The 13,510-nt window shown below is 37.5% G+C and carries 16 protein-coding genes and 1 tRNA gene; 10 read left to right on the top strand and 7 right to left on the bottom strand.

Annotated features, from left to right (window positions below; all coding sequences use genetic code 11):
* Nucleotides 1–41: 41 nt before the first annotated feature.
* From ggt to FHG85_RS07625, 3 genes are all read left to right on the top strand, one after another.
* Nucleotides 42–1,736, top strand: a complete 1,695-nt coding sequence (gene ggt, locus FHG85_RS07635) for a gamma-glutamyltransferase (RefSeq protein ID WP_173074587.1) — start codon at nt 42–44, stop codon at nt 1,734–1,736.
* Between the two features lie 81 nt (nt 1,737–1,817).
* Entirely contained in the window at nt 1,818–2,474 is a 657-nt protein-coding gene (locus FHG85_RS07630; protein ID WP_173074585.1) for an NAD(P)H-binding protein, read from the top strand.
* Entirely contained in the window at nt 2,461–3,021 is a 561-nt protein-coding gene (locus FHG85_RS07625; protein WP_173074583.1) for a nitroreductase family protein, read from the top strand. Before FHG85_RS07630 ends, FHG85_RS07625 begins: the two co-directional genes overlap by 14 nt.
* Here the strand turns inward: FHG85_RS07625 and FHG85_RS07620 are convergent.
* Nucleotides 3,018–4,109: a glycosyltransferase gene (locus tag FHG85_RS07620; RefSeq protein WP_173074581.1), complete on the bottom strand. Its 1,092-nt coding sequence runs from the start codon at nt 4,107–4,109 to the stop codon at nt 3,018–3,020. The genes FHG85_RS07625 and FHG85_RS07620 overlap by 4 nt on opposite strands.
* Before the next feature lie 116 nt (nt 4,110–4,225).
* Here FHG85_RS07620 and murB point away from each other — a divergent pair, with 116 nt between their 5' ends.
* Both murB and FHG85_RS07610 read left to right on the top strand, forming a co-directional pair.
* Nucleotides 4,226–5,239 (top strand): UDP-N-acetylmuramate dehydrogenase, encoded by a 1,014-nt coding sequence (murB, locus tag FHG85_RS07615; RefSeq protein WP_173074578.1) that lies wholly within the window; start codon nt 4,226–4,228, stop codon nt 5,237–5,239.
* 46 nt (nt 5,240–5,285) lie between these two features.
* Nucleotides 5,286–5,972 carry an inorganic pyrophosphatase gene (locus tag FHG85_RS07610; RefSeq protein WP_173074576.1) on the top strand — a complete coding sequence of 229 codons (687 nt, stop codon included), beginning with the start codon at nt 5,286–5,288 and terminating at the stop codon, nt 5,970–5,972.
* Nucleotides 5,973–6,240: 268 nt separating this feature from the next.
* Here the strand turns inward: FHG85_RS07610 and FHG85_RS07605 are convergent.
* The 4 genes from FHG85_RS07605 to hydE form a co-directional block, all read right to left on the bottom strand.
* Nucleotides 6,241–6,314 (bottom strand) — tRNA-Arg (locus tag FHG85_RS07605).
* 93 nt (nt 6,315–6,407) lie between these two features.
* Complete coding sequence (rplS, locus tag FHG85_RS07600; RefSeq protein ID WP_173074574.1) at nt 6,408–6,767, bottom strand: 50S ribosomal protein L19; 360 nt, start codon at nt 6,765–6,767, stop codon at nt 6,408–6,410.
* Nucleotides 6,768–6,914: 147 nt separating this feature from the next.
* A complete protein-coding gene (locus FHG85_RS07595; protein WP_173074572.1) occupies nt 6,915–7,874 on the bottom strand; it encodes an IS30 family transposase in 960 nt (319 codons plus the stop codon).
* 231 nt (nt 7,875–8,105) lie between these two features.
* The gene (gene hydE, locus FHG85_RS07590; protein WP_173074569.1) at nt 8,106–9,191 is read right to left on the bottom strand and encodes a [FeFe] hydrogenase H-cluster radical SAM maturase HydE; all 1,086 of its coding nucleotides are present in this window, start codon (nt 9,189–9,191) and stop codon (nt 8,106–8,108) included.
* 87 nt (nt 9,192–9,278) lie between these two features.
* Here hydE and FHG85_RS07585 point away from each other — a divergent pair, with 87 nt between their 5' ends.
* Nucleotides 9,279–9,971 carry a hypothetical protein gene (locus tag FHG85_RS07585; protein WP_173074567.1) on the top strand — a complete coding sequence of 231 codons (693 nt, stop codon included), beginning with the start codon at nt 9,279–9,281 and terminating at the stop codon, nt 9,969–9,971.
* On the opposite strand, the gene FHG85_RS07580 is transcribed toward FHG85_RS07585, so the two are convergent.
* Together FHG85_RS07580 and FHG85_RS07575 are read right to left on the bottom strand one after the other, a co-directional pair.
* Nucleotides 9,968–10,363, bottom strand: coding sequence for a DUF1987 domain-containing protein (locus FHG85_RS07580; RefSeq protein WP_173074565.1), 396 nt, complete (start codon nt 10,361–10,363; stop codon nt 9,968–9,970). The genes FHG85_RS07585 and FHG85_RS07580 overlap by 4 nt on opposite strands.
* A 309-nt stretch (nt 10,364–10,672) precedes the next feature.
* Complete coding sequence (locus tag FHG85_RS07575) at nt 10,673–11,044, bottom strand: DMT family protein (RefSeq protein ID WP_173074563.1); 372 nt, start codon at nt 11,042–11,044, stop codon at nt 10,673–10,675.
* A 146-nt stretch (nt 11,045–11,190) separates the two neighbouring features.
* Between FHG85_RS07575 and FHG85_RS07570 the strand changes: the two genes are divergently transcribed.
* From FHG85_RS07570 to FHG85_RS07555, 4 genes are read left to right on the top strand one after another with little or no spacing between them, the layout of a single operon-like run.
* Entirely contained in the window at nt 11,191–12,069 is an 879-nt protein-coding gene (locus FHG85_RS07570; protein WP_246249185.1) for a YicC/YloC family endoribonuclease, read from the top strand.
* A 3-nt stretch (nt 12,070–12,072) separates the two neighbouring features.
* Nucleotides 12,073–12,639: a guanylate kinase gene (gmk, locus tag FHG85_RS07565; protein ID WP_173074561.1), complete on the top strand. Its 567-nt coding sequence runs from the start codon at nt 12,073–12,075 to the stop codon at nt 12,637–12,639.
* 2 nt (nt 12,640–12,641) lie between these two features.
* A complete protein-coding gene (gene nadD, locus FHG85_RS07560) occupies nt 12,642–13,244 on the top strand; it encodes a nicotinate (nicotinamide) nucleotide adenylyltransferase (protein ID WP_173074559.1) in 603 nt (200 codons plus the stop codon).
* Between the two features lie 3 nt (nt 13,245–13,247).
* The gene (locus FHG85_RS07555; protein WP_173074557.1) at nt 13,248–13,505 is read left to right on the top strand and encodes a tetratricopeptide repeat protein; all 258 of its coding nucleotides are present in this window, start codon (nt 13,248–13,250) and stop codon (nt 13,503–13,505) included.
* The last annotated feature ends 5 nt before the right edge of the window (nt 13,506–13,510 follow it).

The raw sequence follows: 13,510 nt of genomic DNA, 5'->3' as shown, positions 1-13,510 counted from the left end.
AAAAGTAACTGCTTATATTGTGAATTCAAAAATCGGGAAATATGAAAAAATTAGTTTTGTTGATATTATTATCCAGCCTAATAGTTCCTTTAAAACTATTCTCGCAGGATAGAATGACAGGCTTGAATTTTGCCACTCGCTCTGAGGTGATTGCCCAGCACGGAATGGCCTGTACGAGTCAACCTTTGGCAACACAAGTTGCTATCGATATTTTAAAGAAAGGTGGTACCGCTGTAGATGCTGCTATTGCTGCGAATGCTATGTTAGGTTTAGTAGAGCCAACTGGTAGTGGAATTGGAGGGGATTTGTTTGCCATTGTATGGGATGCCAGGTCCCAAAAACTATACGGGCTAAATGCGAGTGGACGGTCTCCAAATTCCCTAACGCTTGACTACTTTAAGCAAAAGGGGATTACACACATTCCTGCTTTTGGACCTCTACCAGTTTCGGTGCCTGGTTGTGTTGATGGCTGGTTTGAATTACATCAAAAGTTTGGCCGTTTACCCATGAAACAAATACTTGAGCCTGCGATTACTTATGCACGTGAAGGATTTCCTGTTTCTGAACTAATTGCCTTTTACTGGCAACGCAATGCTCAACGCTTAAAACAGTACGAGGGTTTTGCTGATGTTTTTATGCCAAATGGGAAGGCTCCATCAAAAGGAGAGATTTTTAAAAATCCATATCTGGCAAATACCTACGAATTAATTGCTCAGAAAGGGCGTGATGAGTTTTATAAGGGTTCAATTGCACGCACAATTGATGAATACATGAAACGCAATGGAGGTTTCCTTAGCTATGAGGATTTAGCTGAACACAAATCGGAATGGGTTGAACCGGTTTCTACTAATTATCGTGGGTATGATGTTTGGGAACTTCCGCCTAACGGACAGGGTATTGCTACTTTGCAGATCCTTAACATACTTGAAAACTTTGATGTTGCCTCAATGGGTTTTGGTAGCGCTGAATATATGCATCTGTTCATCGAAGCAAAAAAGTTAGCCTTTGAGGATAGGGCCCGGTATTATGCCGATCCTGATTTTTCCGATGTCCCATACATGAAACTAATCTCGAAGGATTATGCAGAGGAAAGAGCAAAGCTGATAGACTTAAATCGAGCATCAAGGCGATACGATGCAGGTGAACTTCAAACAGGTAATACGGTTTACCTAACAGTTGCCGATAAGGATGGTAATATGGTGTCGTTAATTCAAAGCAACTATCGTGGTATGGGCTCAGGAATGACTCCCACTGGGCTTGGCTTTGTCCTTCAGGATAGGGGAGAACTTTTTAGTCTTGAGGAAGGTCACCCAAATGTTTATGAACCTGGTAAGCGACCTTTTCACACCATTATTCCGGGTTTTATCACAAAGGATGGGAAACCATTTGTTAGTTTTGGCGTCATGGGCGGAGGAATGCAACCCCAGGGGCATGCTCAGGTTATTGTAAATCTAATTGATTTTGGAATGAACTTGCAAGAGGCTGGTGACGCCCCTAGAATTCGCCATGATGGAAGCTCAGAGCCAACAGGTGAAAAAATGACCAATGGTGGCCAGGTTTACCTAGAATCAGGTTTCGATTACCAAGAAATTCGCGAGCTGCTTAAAAAAGGACACAAGATTGGTTTTAGCGTGGGAGGATATGGAGGATATCAAGCCATTATGTATGATGCAGAGAATGGAGTCTACTATGGCGCTTCGGAATCACGTAAGGATGGGCAGGCTGCTGGATATTAGGAAACTTTATTAGTGCAGTTTGTTCCAGGATTCTTATTAAGCAAACATTTTTATATTTGCTTTAATAGAAAAAGTAAACTTATGCAACGAAAAGCAGCAGTATTCGGCAGTACTGGTTTGATTGGCTCAAACCTTGTTCAACTGTTAGATGATAATAAGAACTATTCAGAGGTATTTGCATACCTTAGAAAACTTGAACTATCAAATTCATTTAACAAGGTTAAGTTTGTTGAGTTTAATAAAGATTTCACAATAGGCGAAGGCGTTGATGATGTTTACATTTGCCTGGGTACAACAATGAAAAAAGTTGGAAGCAAAGAGGCATTTAAGGCTGTTGATATGGACTTGGTTGTTGATGTTGCCAGTAAAGCTTATGATGCTGGAGTAAAGCGATTACTGGTAGTTTCTTCAATTGGAGCAAATCCAAACTCAAGTAACTTTTACTTGCAGACAAAAGGCGAGATGGAGGAAAAGGTTAAGAGTTTTAACTTTGAGCTCGTTGCAGTTGTTCGCCCTTCTATGCTGCTCGGGGAACGAAAGGAGTTCCGGTTGGCCGAGAGCATTGGAATTTGGTTCTTTCGTATATTTAAGTTTATCTTTGTAGGCCCATTTAGGAGGTATAGAGGTATCGAGGCGCTTGATGTCGCAAAAGCAATGATTCAGTTAGCCTTAACTTCAAATGGTAAAATAATCGTTGAGTCTGAAGTCTTAAAACAAATTGCCGATGTCTACCAGTAGTAGCGAATGCTTTTATAATATTGTAAAAACGCGTCAAAGCGATAGAGCTTACGACACTCGCCCAGTTGAAAGAGAGAAAATCCTTAGGATTTTAGAAGCTGCTCGAATAGCACCTTCTGCTTGTAATGCCCAACCTTGGCGTTTTATAGTTGTTGATGATCCTGAATTAAAAAACAGGTTAGCCGATGCTGCAGCAAGTAAGGTGTTAGGTATTAACCATTTTACAAAGCAGGCTCCTGTCCATATCGTTATTGTAATGGAGGCTGCAAATTTTAATTCTAATTTTGGTAGCATTGTAAAAGGTAAAACCTTTCCCCTGATCGATATTGGTATTGCTGCCGAACATATTTGTCTGGCCGCTAAAGCCGAAGGCTTAGGAAGCTGCATGCTTGGATGGTTCGATGAACCTGCAGTTAAGAAATTACTTAGTATTCCAAAAGCCAGGAGAGTTCCGTTAATAATAACAATTGGGTATCCAGCTACCGATGAAATTAGAGAGAAAAAGCGTAAGTCTTTTGATGAAGTTGTGTCATTTAATAAGTATTAGCTAGCTGCTACTCTTTTTACTACTTCAATTAGTTTAGATTCTTCGTTCTGCCAGTTTAGATCTTTAACTGCGCTTTTAATATTCTTAAGCGCTGACTCGTATTCTTGCTTATCGTCAAAGAAATCACCTATCTGATTTGCAAGTTCTGCTGGCTTTCGACTTTTTGCCACAATTCCAACTTTATATTTTTCAACAACTTTTCTCATTTCTGGCAGGTCGCTTACAAGAACTGGTACCTGTGCAGCAATATAATCGAAAAGCTTATTTGGTAGAGCATACCTGTAATTAAGTCCCAAATCCTCTTCTAGTGAGAGGCCTAACCACGCAGTTGGAGTTAAAAGCCTGAGCTCATGGGGGGGGAGTTGTCCCAAAAATTGAACTCTATCGTATAAATTGCTTTCAAGCATTTGCTTTCGAAGCTGTATTTCTATGTCGCCAGTGCCTACAATAAGTAGCTTATAGCAGGGGAGGTGTTTCATCATCTCAATGGCAAGTTCTATTCCCCTACCAACATTCAATGATCCTTGATAAATGATTGTTGGCTGTTTGTCCTTAAAAACCTCAGTTTCCCTAATGACTGGAAGATTTCGTATTACATTAACTTCTTTTACTTTATATCTTCTCGTTAACTCACTGGCAACTCCATCTGAAACTGTAATTATAGCATTGGCTTTACGAATAAATACCTTTTCTTGTATGCGCCAAATGAATTTAATTAAGCTACGATTAACTAGTTCCGGGACTTCGGTAAAAAGCTCATGACTATCGTAAATAAGTTTCTTGTTTCGCATTGCCGAACCTAATGCACAGCCAGTTAGTGTATCTAAATCGTTACAGTAGATTATGTCAAACCTTGAGAAAAGAATCTTAAAAAATATTTGAATGTTATACTGTAGGTAGAAAAGTGGACCATTGTCGAAAATCGTATTTATGAATTTAATCTTAATATTTTCACTCTTATACCCAATTTTATTGTGTTTCCTACAATATATGGTAACACTATACCCATTTGCCGAAAGAGTGTTTGAAACTTTCTGAATGCGCTGATCTGTTGCAATTTTTGATGTGCTGAAAATGCCAATCTTCATAAAACAAACTTTAATGTAATAACAAATTGCATGGCAAAATGTTAAAGAGGTAAAACTAAGAAAAGTTTTATTTTTAACTAAAAAGATTATATTTGTTATCAGAAAAAAAGATGCAAATGTTTGTTATAAAGAAAGATATATCCTTAAAACCCTTTAACACATTTGGTATTGAGGCAAAAGCAGAATATTTTGCACGTGCAAATACCATTGAGAAAATATTGTATTCAATAAACTTTGCATCCTACAATAAGTTGCCAATTTTAATTATTGGTGGTGGTAGCAATATTCTTTTAACTAGAAACATTGAGGGTGTTGTAGTTAATCCAACAATTCAAGGAATACAGCTCCAACGCGATAAGCCCGACAGCTATATTTTTAGGGTAGGTGCTGGAGTTGTTTGGGATAAATTTGTTGAATTTGCAGTGCAGAATAATTTGGGAGGAGTTGAAAACCTTTCCCACATTCCTGGATGCGTTGGTGCTGCTCCAATTCAGAATATTGGAGCTTATGGTGTTGAGGCCAAAGATACCATTGTGAAGGTTGAGGGGATTGACATTGCTTCGAGAAAAACTGTTGAGTTTACAAATGCCGATTGTAAATTTGGCTATCGCGATAGCGTGTTTAAAAACGAGTTAAAGGGGAAGGTAATAATCACCTATGTATGGATTGAACTATCCAAGAAACCTCAATTTGTATTAGATTATGGCAATTTAGTAGATGAGGTAAAAAAATATGGTGATACCAACCTCCAAAATATTAGAAAAGCAGTAATTGCAATTCGTTCTAGCAAATTACCCGATCCTGTTGAGATTGGTAATGCGGGAAGTTTCTTTAAAAATCCTGTAGTTAGCGCATCTAAATATGAAAGTTTAGCAGCTGAGTATCCCGATATTAGAGGATTCCATATATCTGATGATGAATATAAAGTCCCTGCAGGCTGGCTAATAGAGAAGGCTGGATGGAAAGGTAAACGTTTGGGTAATTGTGGCGTTCATGATAAGCAAGCACTTGTTTTAGTGAACTTTGGAGGTGCTTCGGGCATAGAAATTCATGAATTGGCTCAAAAAATTCAACAATCTGTTAAAGAAAAGTTTGGGATACACCTAGAACCTGAGGTGAACGTTTTATAGTTCAGCATCGTTTTATTACCTTTGCGGGCTGAAAAAATCGATTATCATGACAAATAGAATTATGGATCCCATTGGTCGTTTAATGGGATTGAGGTATAAATCACACCCCTGGCATGGGGTTGATGTAGGGCCTAAAGCCCCTGAAGAGGTTACAACCTATATTGAAATGGTTACTACCGATACGGTTAAGTATGAGGTTGATAAGGTGTCGGGATATCTTCGTATCGACAGGCCCCAGAAGTACTCAAATGTTTTACCAGCATTGTATGGATTTATTCCACAAACGCTTTGCGACGAGCAAGTAGCCTCCATCGCACGTGAAAAAACAGAGAGGGATGATCTTTCTGGCGATGGCGATCCTTTGGATATATGTGTGCTCACCGAAAAAAATATTGTACACGGAAACTTGTTGGCCATTGCAATCCCTATTGGGGGGTTGAGGATGATTGATGGGAACCAAGCCGACGATAAGATAATTGCCGTGCTTAAGGATGATGCTGTTTATGGGCATTTCAGAAATATTGACCAATGTCCTGAAGCCATTATTACACGTCTTAAGCATTACTTTCTAACATACAAAGACCTGCCAGGCGCACATCGCGATTGTGAAATTACTCATGTTTATGGCGTTGATGAGGCTCACACCGTTATTAATGCTGCTTTAAATGATTATAGAAAGAAGTTTGAGAACCTTGACACAATCCTCTCCCAATATGGTATGATGAAACCATAGATTGATAAAAGTATTATTTTTAGGAATATCATGCGATTGCCGTTAATCAGGAGGTTAACGGCAATTATTTTATGCGGCGCTGCGAATAGGTCGCTCTTATTCCATTTTAATTTAAGTTTCGCTGTGGCTCATTATAATCTATCGAAAATGAATAAAAAATTGAAGAAGTTGTTCCCAATAACCGAATATTGGATGACTTTTTTATGAAGGGAGATTGGGACGGTTATAATGAAAAAAAGGCCAACCGATAACCGATTGACCTTTTTTGTGACCCCGGAGGGATTCAAACCCCCAACCTTCTGATCCGTAGTCAGATGCTCTATTCAGTTGAGCTACGGAGTCGTTTTTGTTTTGCGAGTGCAAAGATAGATAAAAATTTTTATTTGCAAATGGTTTTACTAAAAAAAATCCCCAATTCTGGGGATTTTTTTAATATTATTCGCCTGCAATGTATCTTTTCTCTTTAATGCGGGCTTTCTTTCCTCTTAGTTCACGGAAGTAGAAGATGCGAGCACGACGTACCTTACCATGCTTTAGAACTTCTATTTTCTCAATAAATGGAGAGTGTACAGGGAAAATTCTTTCAACACCAATTCCGCTAGAGATTTTTCTAACAGTAAAGGTTTCTGAAACGCCTGTTCCTCTGCGTTGAATAACAACACCCCTGAAGTTCTGGATACGCTCCTTGTTACCCTCTTTGATTTTGTAGTGTACAACTACAGTATCACCACTTTTAAATTCGGGATGCTCTCTTTTCTCAATAAATGCTTGCTCGGCAATTTTAACGAGATCCATTGTTTGTTTTGTTTATTTGTTAGTACTAAGTGTGCAATGTTACCGGCTCCTAAGTCCTGGTAAGAGATTACACACCAAATCGGCCGCAAAGATAATGCTTATAAATCAATCTGCCAAAAGATGAGCTATTTATTTAACTTCGTAAATTCAACAAGCAAATGCGACACAATTAAAGAACTCTGTTTTTGGAGTACTAAAATGCAAAGTCTTCCTTGGTCTTCTGTTTATTTTATGTTGTACTTGTTTCACAAAATCTGAATCAAAGGTATCAAAATTTGATTTTTTAGGGATGTACTGTCTTATTAATTTATTAGAGTACTCACTTAATCCTCTTTCCCAAGAAGAATATGGATGAGCGAAGTAAAAGTCAGCCTGCAATTTTTTCGCTATTTTTTCATGTCTGGCAAATTCGGAACCGTTATCACTGGTTATTGATTTTACGCTGTTCTTATAGGGCAGTAGCATTCTAATTACGGTATTAGCAAGTCCATCTGCATCTTTACCATCCTCCAATTTCCTTATTAAAATCATTGATGTTTTTCTTTCAACTAAAGTTACCATTGCTCCTTTATTATTCCTCCCAACAATTAGGTCAATCTCCCAATCACCAAAACGCTCCTTGTTGTTTATTACAGCAGGCCTATCGTCAATGTAAAACTTGTTTTTTATAACTACACGCTTCCCTCCAACAGGACGATTGCGGTGTTTTAGCTTATGCCGCATATGCTTATGCAGCTCCCCTCCGGCCTGTTTATCTGCCCTTATGTACTGGTATATTCTTTCATGAGATACCATTTCAATTCCATTTCTATCACAATGCCCCTTTATTTGCTCAGGCGACCACTGCTCTTCTTTTATCCAATTGTCTATCTTTACTTGCATGCTTGTATCAAACCTGCGATTCTGACAGAAACGCTCTTTCCTCTCTTCCGCTAACTCGTTAGCAGAATCAGGATTATAAGCACCTCGCTTGCTACTATTGCGACTTATTTCACGATAAATAGTGCTCTTGTGAACTTTTAAAGCCCTGGCTATTTCACTTTTTGTTTTCCCGCAATCCAAATACGCTTTTATTGCGTATCTTTGCTCCAATGTCAAATGCTTCATCCGTATTTTTTTTTGCGAAAACAAAGGTCGAACATTTGCATTAAGAGAGAAAATACTTTTTAGTTTTTCTCTCTTTCTTTAATTTAAATTCTTTTCTTGTCGTTGTCTATTGATAATCAGAATAACTTTTTTAACGCTTTGCTAAAAGTTATTTCCGATTATCAACAGACCATCATCATCATCATTCAAGAATTTTTTCGCATTTACTAATTGAACTTTCACTTCCTACTATCACATGTTTGCAATTCTTTGACAAAAATGTTTTGAGTTGCCCTGCTCGCCATAACCAATTTCATCGCCGGTTAGTTGTATTCTTGCTTCGAGGCAGTTTTTGCAGTCATCGGCAGCATCATCTATACAAGGTTTATTTTCGTAAAGTTTGTAATCGTTTCGGTATGCTCCTGGAGTAATATTAGGCATAACAACATTGGCCCCAACCTTTATAGCTTTTTCTCTGCCAAGCGGGTCGATAGCTTGTAGAGCAGTGGGGGCCGCAATATTAATGTCTTTCATTATAATACGCAAAAGGGCTGTCATTTTTAGGGCAAGGTTAAAACGTTCATTAATGGGAAGCAAAGTGTCCTTGTGCTGGAATAGTGGCGTGTCGGGATGCTCAATGTATGGTCCCATACCAACCATATCCACATCAATTTCTTGCATCCAAAGCAGATCCTCTGCCAGATGCTCCAATGTTTGGAATGGCAAGCCAATCATAACTCCAGTACCAACCTGGTAACCAACCTTACGTAAATTCTTCAGGCATTCAACACGTGCATCAAAATCGTGGTGCTTATCATTAGGATGTAGCTTAGCATAAAGTTCACGGTTCGATGCTTCAATACGGAGCAGGTATCGGATAGCGCCCTTGTTGAACCATCGGCGATAAGTTTCTTCAGTTTGTTCTCCTAATGAGAGGGTAATGCCCAGCTCGTGATTTGTTGCCTGGTTAATCTTGTCAAGTAAGTTCTCGATTCGTTCAACAAAATCGGTTGTATTAACCTCACCGGTTTGAATGGCTATGCTTCCGTAACGGTTTTCCCATGCAAACTTAGCTGCTTCTACAACCTCCTCATCGGTCAAATCGTATCGGTGAACATTGGTGTTCCCAGCACGTATCCCACAGTATAAACAGTTCTTGCGGCATAAGTTGGACATCTCAATTAACCCCCTAAAATATACCTTTTTGCCAACGTATTTTGCCTTTACCTCTGCTGCTTTTTCAAATATTTTGGTTTTCTCGTCTCCTTCACAGCTCAAAAGCTGAACTAGCTCCTCTTTGCTGAAATGCTCTTTATTTAAAAGATTGCTAATATTCATTGGAAATTAACTTTCTATTTTCTAAGTTTACGTATTATTTCGAATTAACATCCAGCTTCAAACTTATGCAAAAATAATTCTATTATTATGGAGCGAGCTAAAAAAATTGGCCAAATTATAGCTGTTATAAAACAACTTCGGAAAGAAACCGATGAGCTTTTCACGCCCGATAACATCATTAATCAATCTGATATTTTAATTGAGGAGTTCTTTTTACAAAAGCTAAATCCATTAATTGCAAGGATAAGAGAGCAAGTTCGAAGACTACCTGTTGATGAGTATCTGCCCATTGAGATCGATTCCTGGATTAGATTAATCAACCTAAAGCTACAAGCTATTGAGAGTGGGAATCTTCAGGAAAAGTACGCCGAAGTGCTATATATTAAAAAAAGGTTCTATCCAGAAGTGGTCAACGCTTTAAAAGAGTTACAGCTAGAGGTATTGGAAGCAGAATTTGAGGCAAGAGTTGATAGCGATTCTGCATTAAAGCCAACCCCTGCTGCAAATACAATTGTTATTTCGCACGAATCGTTATCTCTGTTAATTTCTATGCTTTATAATTTCAATATTATTGGTGGAAATGTTTCGGTTGAGGAGATATGTAGATGCTTTTCAATGATGACAGGTTATGATGCAAATCAGCTTATGAATCAGTTAAAGTTTGATGAGTCAAGTGGTAGATTATTGTCAACAGTAAATGCCAACGATATGGATGTGTTAATCAGACTGTTGAAAAGTATCATCTCAAGGATTGAAAACCTGAAACTTTATACCGATTAGTTGTAAGGAATACATTTGTATGGTAAGTTGATATCGGGTAGTTCAAAGAGTACAACTCCTTCATGAAGGAGCTCTTCATCTTCCTCGTGGTAGTACCATAGAACTTCAACCTCAAAATTTGAATCTCTGAATGTAGCAATCTTTCGCAATACTTCACGAAGATATTTGTATGATGTGGAGTTAATATATCTAAAATTTAGGTCAACTATTATTTTTGAGGGTTCTTGGTTTTTCATGTATTCGTAAAACTCATCTAACCAATCTATAACTTGTTGATAAAACTCCTTGGGATTTTCAGGGTGTGATATCCCTGAAATAGAAAAAACTCTACTTTCAGGGTTAAAAAATATTTCGGGTGAATCTATTTCAGCGTTAATTCTTAAAGGTTTCATCACCGTATTCGTTATATTTAGTTCAAATATAATGTTATTTAAACATTATTACGCAATGGTTTGGTTTTTCTTTGATAAACTTAAAAAAAACGGCCATGAATTTTTACAATAGATTCATTAAAAATAAAACGTATTTTTTAGCTTTTAAAATAGTATGAAATAATCATTTGGTCTTATATTTGCAATAATTAAAATAGGCTTCCGGTTTAGCAGATTTAAAAGTTGGTTAGTTCGGTTTTTATTGGAAGCTTTCGATTTTTTTGTAAAATCGAGTGTTTGGGGCGAAGGAGGTCGTTAGACCTCCTTCTTTTATTTTTTAAAAATAAAATACACGGCAAGTATTAAGAACCCAAACCCTATGATATGGTTTAGCTTTATTGTTTCAGTTTTAAAAGCAAAGAATGAAAACCCCATAAAAACCAAAAGTGTAATTGCCTCTTGAATTACTTTAAGCTCTACGAGCGAGAAAGGCCCACCATTGCCTTTAAATCCAATACGATTCGCAGGTACTTGGAAAAAATATTCAAATAGTGCAATTCCCCAACTTATTAACACTATTCCAATAAGTCCAACATTTTCAAACCATCTCATCTCTTTAAATTTAAGATGGCCATACCATGCTAAAGTCATAAATGTGTTGGAGAGAACCAAAAGAGCAATGGTAAGAATTCCTTTTTGCATACTATAAAAAAAATTGATTGCAAATGTATATCAAGTTTGGGTATCTTGTTTTTAGTAGATGAATTTTATAAATAATATTTTGAGCTAATTCTTGTTAATAGGTACTTTTTGGGTACTTTTGCATAAAGTTTTAAAGTTTCGCAATCATGCTTTTATCAATGACTGGCTTTGGAAAGGCCGAAAGGGAGTATAAAAACAAAAAGATTGTTGTTGAGGTCCGTTCCCTTAACTCAAAACAACTTGATTTAAACACTAGACTTCCTGGTGTTTATCGCGATTTGGAGATGGAAATTAGGAATTTAGTTTCTAAAGAACTGCAAAGAGGCAAGGTGGATTTAAGCATCTCGGTTGAAGAAACGGCTGAAACAAAAGCTATTCCTATTAATGAGGCTGTTTTTATGGCTTATTATAATCAGCTTAATAGCATATCAAAAAACAATGATTTAGAACTAAATCCTTCAACAGCTATTCCTGCTGTGCTTCGTTTGCCTGAAGTAGTTAAGGCAACCAAGGAAGAGATAGAACCCGATGAACTTAAGGTTGTAAAAGAAACATGTTTAGATGCATTACGTGCTCTTGTTGATTTTAGAAAGCAAGAGGGTGCTATCCTTCAGAATGATCTGTTAAGTAGGGTGCAACATATCTTAGATTACCTTGACAAGGTTATCCCTTTCGAGAAACAAAGAATTGAAAATGTTCGGAACCGTTTAGCTGAATCACTTAAACTGCTCTCTAACGACATAAAGGTTGATGCAAATAGGTTTGAACAGGAGGTAATATACTATTTAGAAAAACTTGATATTACAGAAGAAAAAGTTCGTTTAAAGCAGCATTGTAATTATTTCACCGAAACCGTGGCTCTAAATGAGCCTGTGGGCCGAAAACTTGGGTTTATTGCTCAGGAAATGGGACGTGAAATCAACACCCTTGGTTCAAAAGCAAATGATGCCGAAATTCAAAGAATAGTAGTGATGATGAAAGATGAGCTGGAGAAAATTAAAGAACAGGTTTTAAACATTTTGTAAGGAATGGAAGGTAAACTCCTAATATTTTCAGCGCCATCAGGGGCGGGAAAAACAACAATTGTAAAGCACCTGCTTGAAAAGTTCCCTCAACTTGAGTTTTCTATTTCGGCCTGCAGCCGTAAACCCCGAGATGGTGAAATTCACGGTAAGGATTACTACTTCCTGACAGTTGAAGAATTTAAAGAAAAAATTGAAAGGGGAGAGTTTGTTGAATGGGAAGAGGTGTATCCTGGATCATACTATGGAACTTTATGGTCGGAGTTAAAACGTATTTGGGACAAAGGGCATCATGTAATGTTTGATGTTGATGTAAAAGGTGGACTTAACCTAAAAAAGAAGTTCCCCAAAAATTCGCTTGCTGTTTTTGTTAAACCACCTTCTATTGATGAGTTAAGGAAAAGGTTGTTGAAACGGGGTACTGAAACCGAAGAAACAATTAATGTTAGAATAGGCAAGGCGCAAGAGGAATTGTCCTTTGCGCCCCAATTCGATTACATCCTTACAAACAATCAGGTTGAGAGTGCATTTGTAGAAGCAGAAACCGTGGTTAGAAAATTTTTATTTGAATAGATATGAAAGTAGGCCTCTTTTTCGGTTCATTTAATCCAATTCATACAGGTCACCTGGTGATTGCCGAGTATATCCTAGAATTCTCAGATCTTGATGAGATATGGTTTGTGGTTAGCCCTCTTAATCCGCTTAAAAAAGCCGATGAACTAGAATCCGATGAGCACCGGTTGAATATGGCTAAGCTTGCAATACATGAGAATAATACAAGGCTGAAAGTATGTGATGTGGAAATGAACTTACCAAGGCCGTCATATACTATTGATACCTTAAAGGTGCTGAAAAGTACTTATCCCGATTATAATTTTGTTTTAATTATTGGTTCCGATACTGTGGAAACACTCCCCAAGTGGAAGGGATATGACGAACTTATTTCTTCCTATGATTTTATGGTTTATCCAAGGGAATGTAATGCATACAAGCAGGAGTTCCCATCGGAACGTTTTAGCCTTGTAGATGCTCCTATAATTGGCATTTCAGCAACTCTTATTCGATCAATTATTGCTAAAGATAAAGATGTATTGGGTTATGTACCCGATGATGTTTGGGATTACATTGAGCGTAACAGGTTATATGGTTATAAGGGGATAAGGATATTAAATGAGTAAAAAATGGAAAAGTTCAATAAATTACTTGCTGAAGGAAAGTTTGAGCAGGCAAAAGAGTACTTAGAATCTCTTAACCCAGATGATGAAGAAACTATTTATTGTTGGGGTCGGCTTTACTCACGAATGGGGCAAGAGTCAAAAGCGTTGGGTTTCTATGCGAAGGTTCTAGAAATAAATCCAAATCACGAGGAGGCAAAAGCAAGAATTGAACTTGCTAATGGGATTTTTTCTTTTCGCGATCCAAATCTATTTAATCATTAAAAGTA

Source organism: Tenuifilum thalassicum (assembly GCF_013265555.1).
Taxonomy (GTDB): domain Bacteria; phylum Bacteroidota; class Bacteroidia; order Bacteroidales; family Tenuifilaceae; genus Tenuifilum; species Tenuifilum thalassicum.
Note: the sequence above shows the minus strand (reverse complement) of the source record. Positions and strands in the feature narration are given on the sequence as shown.

What these genes read in the sequence shown, in the direction of transcription:
- FHG85_RS07585 (WP_173074567.1), top strand. Translation starts at nt 9,279, where the DNA reads ATGGAGCGAGCTAAAAAAATTGGCCAAATTATAGCTGTTATAAAACAA.
- FHG85_RS07570 (WP_246249185.1), top strand. Translation starts at nt 11,191, where the DNA reads ATGCTTTTATCAATGACTGGCTTTGGAAAGGCCGAAAGGGAGTATAAA.
- murB (WP_173074578.1), top strand. Translation starts at nt 4,226, where the DNA reads ATGTTTGTTATAAAGAAAGATATATCCTTAAAACCCTTTAACACATTT.
- FHG85_RS07610 (WP_173074576.1), top strand. Translation starts at nt 5,286, where the DNA reads ATGACAAATAGAATTATGGATCCCATTGGTCGTTTAATGGGATTGAGG.
- FHG85_RS07575 (WP_173074563.1), bottom strand. Translation starts at nt 11,044, where the DNA reads ATGCAAAAAGGAATTCTTACCATTGCTCTTTTGGTTCTCTCCAACACA.
- nadD (WP_173074559.1), top strand. Translation starts at nt 12,642, where the DNA reads ATGAAAGTAGGCCTCTTTTTCGGTTCATTTAATCCAATTCATACAGGT.
- ggt (WP_173074587.1), top strand. Translation starts at nt 42, where the DNA reads ATGAAAAAATTAGTTTTGTTGATATTATTATCCAGCCTAATAGTTCCT.
- rplS (WP_173074574.1), bottom strand. Translation starts at nt 6,767, where the DNA reads ATGGATCTCGTTAAAATTGCCGAGCAAGCATTTATTGAGAAAAGAGAG.
- FHG85_RS07625 (WP_173074583.1), top strand. Translation starts at nt 2,461, where the DNA reads ATGTCTACCAGTAGTAGCGAATGCTTTTATAATATTGTAAAAACGCGT.
- FHG85_RS07595 (WP_173074572.1), bottom strand. Translation starts at nt 7,874, where the DNA reads ATGAAGCATTTGACATTGGAGCAAAGATACGCAATAAAAGCGTATTTG.
- gmk (WP_173074561.1), top strand. Translation starts at nt 12,073, where the DNA reads ATGGAAGGTAAACTCCTAATATTTTCAGCGCCATCAGGGGCGGGAAAA.
- hydE (WP_173074569.1), bottom strand. Translation starts at nt 9,191, where the DNA reads ATGAATATTAGCAATCTTTTAAATAAAGAGCATTTCAGCAAAGAGGAG.
- FHG85_RS07620 (WP_173074581.1), bottom strand. Translation starts at nt 4,109, where the DNA reads ATGAAGATTGGCATTTTCAGCACATCAAAAATTGCAACAGATCAGCGC.
- FHG85_RS07630 (WP_173074585.1), top strand. Translation starts at nt 1,818, where the DNA reads ATGCAACGAAAAGCAGCAGTATTCGGCAGTACTGGTTTGATTGGCTCA.
- FHG85_RS07555 (WP_173074557.1), top strand. Translation starts at nt 13,248, where the DNA reads ATGGAAAAGTTCAATAAATTACTTGCTGAAGGAAAGTTTGAGCAGGCA.
- FHG85_RS07580 (WP_173074565.1), bottom strand. Translation starts at nt 10,363, where the DNA reads ATGAAACCTTTAAGAATTAACGCTGAAATAGATTCACCCGAAATATTT.